The organism is Nocardioides lentus, assembly GCF_039529515.1.
In the GTDB taxonomy this organism is placed as follows: domain Bacteria; phylum Actinomycetota; class Actinomycetes; order Propionibacteriales; family Nocardioidaceae; genus Nocardioides; species Nocardioides lentus.
Window position 1 is genome coordinate 1 of record NZ_BAAAMY010000008.1, and the last position, 1,819, is coordinate 1,819.

A 1,819-nucleotide genomic window follows, 5' to 3' on the forward strand; every position below is an offset into this window, starting at 1 on the left:
CCCGCCCCCGAGCCGGTCGTCGAGTCCGCGCCGGAGCCGGAGCCCGTCGACGGCGGCGCGCCGACCGACACCGGTGAGCCGACCGAGATGATGTCGCTCGACCAGCTGATGGCGGGCGGCGACGGTGACCGCGACGCGGAGCCGGAGGAGCAGCCGGTCGAGGTGCCGGAGCCGGGGACCGACGCCGGCTACGACGCGCTGTCCGACCCCGCCCACGGCGAGCGCGGGGCGGTCCAGGAGACGCCCGACCCGGCGCCCCACGAGCCGACCCCCCACGAGCCGGTCGGCGGGGTGCCCGCGCCCGGGGGTCCGCCCGCGGCCCCCGCGTTCGGCAGCGGCCCGCCGCCCGAGCGCCCGAGGTGGTCGCCCGCGCCGGCGCCGGCGAACCCCTTCGCGCCCGGACCCCCCGACGGGCCGGACCCGGACCCCGCCGCTCCCGACGGCCCGCCCGACGCCCCCACGCCGGCCTGGGGCCAGGACGTCCCCGGGGCCCCCGTCGTCGACGCGCCGCCCGCGGACGCCCCGGCGCCGGAGGACGGCTCGGGTCCCGCCGGCCCCGAGGGACCCGACCACGGCGGCGCCGACCACGACGGCGCCGACCACGACGGGCACACCAACGCCGGCGACTACGACCCCTCGGTCTACGCGCGCTCCCAGCCCGGGATCCCCGGCCAGCCGCCCGCGCCGAGCGTGACCGCCCGGCCGGTGGCCCGGCTCCTGATGTCCCACGGGGAGACGGTCGACGTCGACCGGGCGATCCTCGTCGGTCGCGCGCCCGAGGCCCGCCGCTTCACGGCCACCGACCAGCCGCGGCTCGTGACGGTCCCCAGCCCCAACCAGGAGATCAGCTCCACCCACCTCGAGGTCCGGCCCGGCTCCGGCGCCGACCACGGCTCCGCGGTCGTCACCGACATGGGCTCGACCAACGGCACGGTGCTGGTGCAGCCGGGCCTGGCGCCGGAGGACCTGCAGCCCGGCATCGCCGTGCAGCTCATCCCCGGGGCCGTCATCGACCTGGGGGACGGGCTGACCATCCAGGTCGCCAACCCGTGAGGCGTCCCGGTCCGTCCGGGCACCGATGAGTCACACCGTGGGACCCCGCGACACCGAGGCCGGCCAGGCACCCGCCTCCGCCGACTTCCCGCCCGCCGACCTCGAACGACGGTTCTGGGCCTTCGCGCTCGACCGCGTGGTGGCGTGGGTGCTCCTGGCGGGGGCGGCCTGGCTGGCCTGGTCCTCGGCCTGGTCCGACGGGGACGTCTGGACCGGGGTCGGGATCCTCCTCGGCGCCGTGGCCCTGCTGACCCTGCTGAGCGCCGGGCTCCTCGGCGCGACCGGGCTCTCCCCGGGCCGGCTCGCCTTCGGCCTGCGGGTCGTGGACCACGACTCGGGCGCGCCCGTCGGCTTCGCCGCGGCGCTGCTGCGCACCGTCGTGCTCGGGGTCGCCACCCTGCCCACCGTCGGGCTCGGCGTGGCCACGCTCGCCTGGACCGCGCTGATGGACACCGGGCGCCAGCGCCGTGGCTGGCACGACCGGCTCGCCGGGTCCGTGGTCGTCGACGTCCGGCCCCGCCCGGAGCCCACGGACGAGGAGCCGGACGAGGCCCCCCGTCAGATCGTCAACCTCACCGCGATGCGGCTCGTGCCCGCCGGCACCGCCACCCCCGCCCCGCCGAGCCCCGCACCACCCGCGCCCGCTCCGGCGCCCGTCCCGGTCCGCGCGCCCGCCGCGACCCCCGGTCCCGGCGACACCGGCCCACGCCGTGGCCGCCGCTCACGTGCCGCGGCGCCGGATCCGCCCCCCGCGCCGGCGGCGAGC

The 1,819-nt window shown here is 79.8% G+C and carries 2 protein-coding genes; both read left to right on the forward strand.

Annotation, left to right across the window (positions count from 1 at the left end; translation table 11 throughout):
- A partial coding sequence (locus tag ABD158_RS16060) for an FHA domain-containing protein (protein WP_344008605.1) occupies positions 1 to 1,053 on the forward strand: 1,053 nt, incomplete at its 5' end.
- A 37-nt stretch (positions 1,054 to 1,090) separates the two neighbouring features.
- Positions 1,091 to 1,819, forward strand: a 729-nt coding sequence (locus tag ABD158_RS16065; protein WP_344008607.1) for an RDD family protein, incomplete at its 3' end; no start/stop codon positions are given.